This window comes from Pseudoalteromonas sp. MER144-MNA-CIBAN-0113 (assembly GCF_040308965.1).
Taxonomy (GTDB): Bacteria; Pseudomonadota; Gammaproteobacteria; order Enterobacterales; family Alteromonadaceae; genus Pseudoalteromonas; species Pseudoalteromonas tetraodonis.
In genome coordinates, this window is record NZ_JBEOOG010000032.1 from 36,160 (window position 1) to 43,094 (window position 6,935).

The following is a 6,935-nucleotide window of genomic DNA, read 5'->3' on the forward strand; positions in this document are numbered from 1 at the left end:
ATTACGCAAATGCGTCCTCAGTTGGTGCATTTGCTAGTCCTGCAACTAGCGTTAGCGCTACACATGCTGCACTAATCTTTTTTACAATTTCAGACCAGATTTTACCTTCTTCCTTAGACTTTGACTTTTCTATAGCAAGTTTAAGTAAGGCTTCCTTTTGATCCATACCTATAGCATTAGCCATTGCTATACACTGATTAGCTGTAATATGCCTTTCGCCTTTTTTAATTTTACTCATGTTTCCTGAGTTAAATTCCTCAAAATCAGAAATAACTTGTTTGTCCTGAGTATAACCTTTGGATTCTTTATATTTTTCAATTAGTTCGTAACTAAAATTCATAACAATCTCCTCTGTATTTCATTATAACTGTCAAACTTGATAATTAAAAAGTTTGACAAAAGTCACATATGACCGCTAGACTCCAAAAAAGAGTCCAACGTGACAGTTTGTCAGTTTAACAGGTAAATACGGGTATGAGTTCCACTAAAAACACACTAAATCCATTACTAGTTCAAATTTCATATTTTTTTGTTCTAGTTTTTCAATTTACTTTTTTATTATCTGGCTTACTTTCCATTGCATACCAAAAGTATGATATAGCATTTGATTTTTTATCTTACTCTTTATTCCCTGTTATTTTTATAATTTTAAACTTCATTTTAGTCCGCACTCCTATTTATAAAAAAGTAAAGGCTATCCAATGAACGTACTATCGAACGCCCAATACTCTCAAGTTTTCCCGCTAAATACAGCAATCAATTTAACGGCAAATTTACGACCTGCATGCACTGCAAAAGACATTTTTGCAAACCTTTCTAAGCCAAAGAAAGAACGTTTTTTTGACTTTGAATCATGGCGAAATCGTATTTTTGAACGTCACTCTAACCTTGCACATATGCTTAGCACCGGTTACTTTTTGGCCGAAAAATTCAACAATTTAGCTGAAGCAAACAAGCGTTTAAAGTCTGCTGATACCGCTTTAACCCTTGGGAATTTTAAACACGGTCATATCAATTTATCATGTTCAGACGATGAACTATGCGAAATTGCAGATCAAAAAGCCCGTTATTGTGAGCTGAAAATAAGTAAAAACGGCTATACTTTATCTGTATTTAACATCCTGGTTAAATACTTAAATTCCTTTGATATTCAAGAGCCTGAACTAGTTGCACCTTATTGCACACACTTTTCAGCAGATTCTTTAACAGGTATTTTAAACCGCTTTGCTGACCCAATTTTCTGGCGTCGTAAATTACGTAAAATCCAAGCGTTTACTATTGAACAACTAGCACGTGATTTGAGACTCGTACATAAAAAAGCAAGTGCTTATGTGTCACAACCAACCATCCAGAACCGCCGAGAACGTAAGCGCAAATCAGCCGAAATAATGTCTGATTTATTTGTTGTTCCAAACGATGCAAACCCGTTTGATGAGTTCGAAACACTGCAATCAATTATTGAACGTTCGCATACATCTGGTAAACAACAAGCGGCTGAATTAATGGTTCGCATTCGTGGCTTTGAAGAACTAGCAGACATGCATGGCCATCGCGGTGAGTTCTACACATTATCAGCACCAAGTAGATTTCATGCAGTTCACCATACAGGCCGACCAAATAATAAATATGATGGGTCAACACCTCAGGATGCACAGGAATATTTTAACGGTATTTGGAAACGTGCCCGCGCTCTATTCTCAAAACAAAATTTGCGCCCTTACGGATTCCGTGTTGTTGAACCTCATCATGACGGTTGCCCACACTGGCATATGCTTTTATTCATGGAAAAAGGTGACGCGATACAAGTTCGCGCAATTCTTAAAAAGCTTTGTACCGAAGATACACCAACCGAATTTAGAACAAGCACCACCCGCTTTAAGGCTATTACGATTAATAAAAGTAAAGGCTCTGCTGCTGGCTACATTGCTAAATATATTACTAAAGCCGTAACTGGTGACAGCATCGATAAAGTGATTTGTTCACAAGCTGGTGAAATGAAAATACTTCCAGCCGATGCCGCAGAACGTGCATCGACTTGGGCGAGTACGTTTGATATTAGACGTTTTCAGCAAATTGGTGGCCCCTCAGTCACCCTTTGGCGTGAACTTAGACGATTAGGCCAAGGTGATACTGGCAAATGTGAGGTTGCAAACGCAATGAATACAACACTAGACACAGTTTCAAAATACGCACTTGAAAAGGTACGCCAAGCTGCTGATTCATCAGATTGGAAAGCATTTTGCCTTGCAATGGGTGGCGTACAAGTTAAACGCAAAGACCAAACTTTACGCATTCACTACCAATTGCCCGATATTGTTGACCGTATTACTGGCGAGGTTAGCCGCAGTGAATCTAAATCACCCTACTTTGCCACTAAATATGGCGACCAACCAGCTAACCGAATTTTAGGCGTTGCTTGGGATGCTGTTGTTGTAATTACTCGACGCGGTACTACCCAGATACTCACTGAAAAAGATATTAAATCGCAACGTAAAATCATGTGCGGTGTGTCTGAACAAATACAAGGTTGGCACGATGACGGCCGCTTATTCGCACCTAGTGATGAAGATATGCAGTTCCTTGAAGCTTGCGTTCTTGAGGATTATCAAAACATGTGCTTATTCATGGATTACGAAGCTCTGGCTGGCAACATTTCGAGCGACGAAGTCGCGAGCTTGGACTTGTGTCATTAACTGTAACTATTAATAAAATTAAACCCAATTGGAGAAATTATGAATATTGAAGGCGCTATTACAGACCTAGTAAAAGTTAACCGCACAGATGATAAAGGCGCTCCCCTGCCTACAACTGGCGAGTTTAAGTTGCACACTAAAAACCCTGCTCAAATTTTATCTGTGAAGGTATCAGCAGACCAATTTAATGATGGTACTTATCAGCATTTAGAACGGTTGCAATCAGACCCTAATGGTTGGGGCTTAAAGCCTGTTTTACTTAATATTGAATATTACGAAGGTGCCAACGTTGCACGTCAAATGGACTGGAAAGGCTTCCGTTTGCATAGTTTACCGCAAGAAAATAAAGGTAAATAAAAAATGGCTACTTGTGTACAGCTCGAATATGGCGAACTTAAACCAACGGCACAATCAATTGAAGATTGCACTGGCTTTGTCATGTTGGAGCCTACCGAGTACCAGCAATTTATTTTAGGTTCGAGCATTTTCGATCCTAACCTAATTCCCATTGAACAGGCACAAGCACTTTTTGTTAGTGGCTTTTCATTGGTAATAATTAGTTACATGGTCTCGTGGGGCTATGGAACTGTAATCAACTGGTTTAAACCAGAAAACGACAATTAAACTTTTTAAGCTAAAAGGAAAAAAACTATGGACTTCACTGGAGTTACTTCAGCGGTTGACGCTACTACTATCGTTGCAGCAATCACAGCACTAGCAGCAATCAAGATATTACCGGGCGTTGCGAAATGGGGTTACAACAAAGTTATCGGCTGGTTCCGTTAATATCCGACTAACCAACGAAATCGCAAACTAAGCCCTGTATTCCTAAAAGTTGCGGGGCTTTTTTAATGGAGAACTATCATGATTTGGGGAATTTATTATGCATGCCTTGGGATTGCTTGCGCGGTTGCGATTATTCGCGGCTTCGAAAATGCTTAAATTTTTTACCTTGCTATGGCGCGGAAGTAAACACGCCATACGCCACCCATTTAAAACTATATTCTCATTAATCAAATTATGGTTTTGCTTAATGCTCGTAACTGTATTTGCAACAATGGCCATAGCTCAAGAACCTGATATGAGCGACTTACGTTCACCAGATAAACAACCTTTTGGCCGCTGTGCATATGCTCAACCCCTTTTTGATGTTGATTTATCAACTTGTTTAGCACACGTACATTCACAATATAAAGCTTCTCAAAAATATTCTTATCAGGTAGGTGATATTAAATCAGAGCCAACTTCATCACCTGATAATTACTATATATTTGTTCAAACTAGGTCTAAATCTTGGGAAGAATTTTATTATACTAAAGTGGCAACCTTCTATGGTGGTGAACTTGTTGATGCATGTCCACCTTCAACTTCTCCAATACATACCATTCCTGTACCTATGCCAACATCTCAAGACCCAGATGCTTTTATGTGTGCAAAACCTTTAGTTGATAACAAATGCCCAGAACCACAATCAACAGACACTTATTTTTTCGGAACTGCTACCTCACCCGCAAACATTTGTTATGACAACCCTGAAGATGATTCTCAATGCGTAATTAACACCGATGATTCTGGCGGTTATTACTTACCATCAAAATATAATTCACAAGAACCTACTGATTGCAAAGCTAAACCAAAAGATGATGGTGATGATAAATTTTGTACTGCAACAGGTAGTTCTGGTGTTTACTCCGTTGATTGCCCAGAAAGCGCCATTAGTTTTGACATAACAGGCATACAAAAAAATGCAGACCAGCTTGTAGTAAACCACCAACGCATATCCGAAATTGAAGCATCTTTTTTAACTCAACAAGATATTGATTCATTAGTTCAGTCTGGACAACTCAAAGGCGAAAAAGGTGACCAAGGTGAAAAAGGTGATCAAGGTGAAAAAGGCGATCAAGGTATTCAAGGTGTTCAAGGTGTTCAAGGCGCAACTGGTCAAGCTGGCGCTGATGGTCAACAAGGTGAACAAGGCATTCAAGGCGAACAAGGCATTCAAGGTGAAAAGGGTGAAAAAGGTGATCAAGGTATAGCGGGTATTGATGGCCAAGATGGTAAAGATGGAATTGATGGAATAAATGGTATTGATGGTCTTGATGGTGAAGATGGCGAAAATTGCACCGTAATAAATACACCAACAGGTGCAACCATCTCATGTCCTGACGGTTCAGAATCAGAAGTTGCCGGTGTCGATGAGGATGCAATTGTTTCAGAGTTAGCCAAACAAACAACTGAACTTAAAAAACAAACAGACGCCATTACAAAATTATCGACTTATGACGGTACTGCTCCAACAATCGACTACTCAACAAAGCCAGAAAAATATACCGAGATAGCTAACTTTGATTGGGAAACTACCAACTTCGGAACTGTACTTGAAGAACATAATGACGCAATGCGAACTTTGCCTTTATTTTCTGCAATAGATGATTTTTTTGTTACTTCCTTTGGTGGTAGCTGCCCAGTCTGGCAAGAAACTGTAACCGTATTAGACGCATCTTTTACCGTTACAATTGACCAGTTTTGTAGCTCTGCCGTTCAATCAATTTTGCCATACATACGAGCTATTTTGATGCTTGTTGCTGGCTTTTTCGCATGGAGAATCGCAATTGAATAGTTTATTAGACTGGTTAGCCGAAATGTGGCAAGGCTTTATTGATTGGCTTTATGAAATACTAATTTTTATTTTAGATGCCCTGCTTTGGTTATCATTACAGGTTTTTGAAAAAATGCTGGAGGGCTTCCGGCTTATTTTTTCACTGATTGACCCACCACAATTTATTCAATCGGGTATAAGTCAGTTTACATCTTCAATACCGCCCGATGTTGGTTATCTCTTAGGCGCAACCGGATTCGATAGCGCCTTAGGTATTATCGGTGTCGGTTATACATTTCGTTTAACTCGTAAAGTATTAACTTTATTCCAGTGGTAAATTTATGATTATATTTCACGAAGGTTTACCAGGCTCTGGCAAAAGTTATGAAGCTTTAGTAAAACACATAATACCCAGCTTAGAAAAAGGCCGTAAAGTTTACGCTCGACTTAACGGCTTCAACTATGAAAAAGTCAGCGAACTCACAGGTAAAACGGTTGAAGAATTAGAATCTTTATATACAGAAATCACAGAAGAACAGGTGCTTACTGTTTATGACATTGTTGAAAATGACTCATTACTTGTACTTGATGAGCTTCAAAACTTTTTCCCCAGTGGCAGACAAAAGCTATCTGACGAAATGACTCGATTTATCGCAGAACATAGACATAGAGGTATGGATATTATTTGCATGGGTCAAGCTTTGGCCGATGTGCATACCACATGGAAACGAAGAACTGAACGTAAAATATCATTTTTAAAACTATCTATGGTCGGTATGGATAGCAAATATAAATGGGAAATGTACCAAGGTTCAATCAATGGCGTTAAAGGTGATGTAGTTTTTAAAAAGATAAAATCAGGTGTCGAAAAATACGACAGCAAGTATTTTGGCTCATACCTTAGCCATCAATTAACAACTGACAACACTGACGTTTACTCTGACGACCGAGTAAACATTTTTAAGTCTAAACAATTCATTCTCTATTTACCTATATTTTTAGCTGTTATCGCTTTTGCTATTTATTTCTTAACTAGCTTTTTCAATGGCGATACACAAATAGTAAACACTAAATCTAAAGAACCTAGCAACGGGCCCGTTGCAAAAGTTGAAAAACAGCAAATTGCCACAACTGGAGAACTAAACCAAGCACCACAAAAAAAACCTAAACCTAAACCGAGTACCGACCCATATCAAAGATTGAGGGATATGATACAAAACAACAACGCAATGATAACTTATGAAGAAATCTATCGAGATAGAATTGCCGATTTACTTGTTGTTGTTGAATCAGCTAGTAAACAGGTTATTGATACATTCACTAGGGATGAACTTTTAATGCTAGGTTACAGGCTAAAAAAAACCAGATTAGGTATTGAGGGTTATAGGGGTAAAGACTTAGCGGTAGTATTTAGGTATAAACCAACCCAGCAATACTTTGATAACCAAGTACCAGACGAACAATATCACGATTTATATTCATCCAATTAAACGCCAGAGCCTACGCTTTTCAACTTGTTGAAACCGTAGGCTGGCGTTTAAATATTCTCAAATCAGATACCGTCACCGGAGTTTTTCAAGGTAGTTGTCCGATTTTCCCGTTTTATGCTGCTGCCTGAGCCTGCACGATTTCCCGCTCCGGAT

Annotated in this window: 8 protein-coding genes; 7 read left to right on the forward strand and 1 reads right to left on the reverse strand. The window is 38.7% G+C overall.

What is annotated here, in order from left to right:
* Position 1: 1 nt before the first annotated feature.
* On the reverse strand, positions 2 to 340 hold the full coding sequence (locus tag AAEY57_RS10270; protein WP_029771881.1) for a DUF3693 domain-containing protein: 339 nt from the start codon (positions 338 to 340) through the stop codon (positions 2 to 4).
* 361 nt (positions 341 to 701) lie between these two features.
* On the opposite strand from AAEY57_RS10270, the gene AAEY57_RS10275 reads away from it, so the two are divergent.
* The 7 genes from AAEY57_RS10275 (at position 702) to AAEY57_RS10305 (ending at position 6,782) form a co-directional block, all read left to right on the forward strand.
* Positions 702 to 2,693, forward strand: coding sequence for a replication endonuclease (locus AAEY57_RS10275; RefSeq protein ID WP_350607769.1), 1,992 nt, complete (start codon positions 702 to 704; stop codon positions 2,691 to 2,693).
* A gap of 39 nt (positions 2,694 to 2,732) precedes the next feature.
* Positions 2,733 to 3,050, forward strand: a complete 318-nt coding sequence (locus tag AAEY57_RS10280) for a hypothetical protein (RefSeq protein ID WP_350607771.1) — start codon at positions 2,733 to 2,735, stop codon at positions 3,048 to 3,050.
* A gap of 3 nt (positions 3,051 to 3,053) precedes the next feature.
* A complete protein-coding gene (locus tag AAEY57_RS10285) occupies positions 3,054 to 3,317 on the forward strand; it encodes a hypothetical protein (RefSeq protein ID WP_290187576.1) in 264 nt (87 codons plus the stop codon).
* Between the two features lie 27 nt (positions 3,318 to 3,344).
* Entirely contained in the window at positions 3,345 to 3,479 is a 135-nt protein-coding gene (locus AAEY57_RS10290) for a hypothetical protein (protein WP_290187575.1), read from the forward strand.
* Between the two features lie 247 nt (positions 3,480 to 3,726).
* Entirely contained in the window at positions 3,727 to 5,313 is a 1,587-nt protein-coding gene (locus tag AAEY57_RS10295; protein ID WP_350607773.1) for a collagen-like domain-containing protein, read from the forward strand.
* Positions 5,306 to 5,629, forward strand: a complete 324-nt coding sequence (locus AAEY57_RS10300) for a DUF2523 family protein (RefSeq protein WP_350607775.1) — start codon at positions 5,306 to 5,308, stop codon at positions 5,627 to 5,629. Before AAEY57_RS10295 ends, AAEY57_RS10300 begins: the two co-directional genes overlap by 8 nt.
* A gap of 4 nt (positions 5,630 to 5,633) precedes the next feature.
* The gene (locus tag AAEY57_RS10305; protein ID WP_350607777.1) at positions 5,634 to 6,782 is read left to right on the forward strand and encodes a zonular occludens toxin domain-containing protein; all 1,149 of its coding nucleotides are present in this window, start codon (positions 5,634 to 5,636) and stop codon (positions 6,780 to 6,782) included.
* Positions 6,783 to 6,935 lie beyond the last annotated feature (153 nt).

What these genes read in the sequence shown, in the direction of transcription:
- AAEY57_RS10270 (WP_029771881.1), bottom strand. Translation starts at nt 340, where the DNA reads ATGAATTTTAGTTACGAACTAATTGAAAAATATAAAGAATCCAAAGGT.
- AAEY57_RS10280 (WP_350607771.1), top strand. Translation starts at nt 2,733, where the DNA reads ATGAATATTGAAGGCGCTATTACAGACCTAGTAAAAGTTAACCGCACA.
- AAEY57_RS10305 (WP_350607777.1), top strand. Translation starts at nt 5,634, where the DNA reads ATGATTATATTTCACGAAGGTTTACCAGGCTCTGGCAAAAGTTATGAA.
- AAEY57_RS10275 (WP_350607769.1), top strand. Translation starts at nt 702, where the DNA reads ATGAACGTACTATCGAACGCCCAATACTCTCAAGTTTTCCCGCTAAAT.
- AAEY57_RS10290 (WP_290187575.1), top strand. Translation starts at nt 3,345, where the DNA reads ATGGACTTCACTGGAGTTACTTCAGCGGTTGACGCTACTACTATCGTT.
- AAEY57_RS10295 (WP_350607773.1), top strand. Translation starts at nt 3,727, where the DNA reads ATGCTCGTAACTGTATTTGCAACAATGGCCATAGCTCAAGAACCTGAT.
- AAEY57_RS10285 (WP_290187576.1), top strand. Translation starts at nt 3,054, where the DNA reads ATGGCTACTTGTGTACAGCTCGAATATGGCGAACTTAAACCAACGGCA.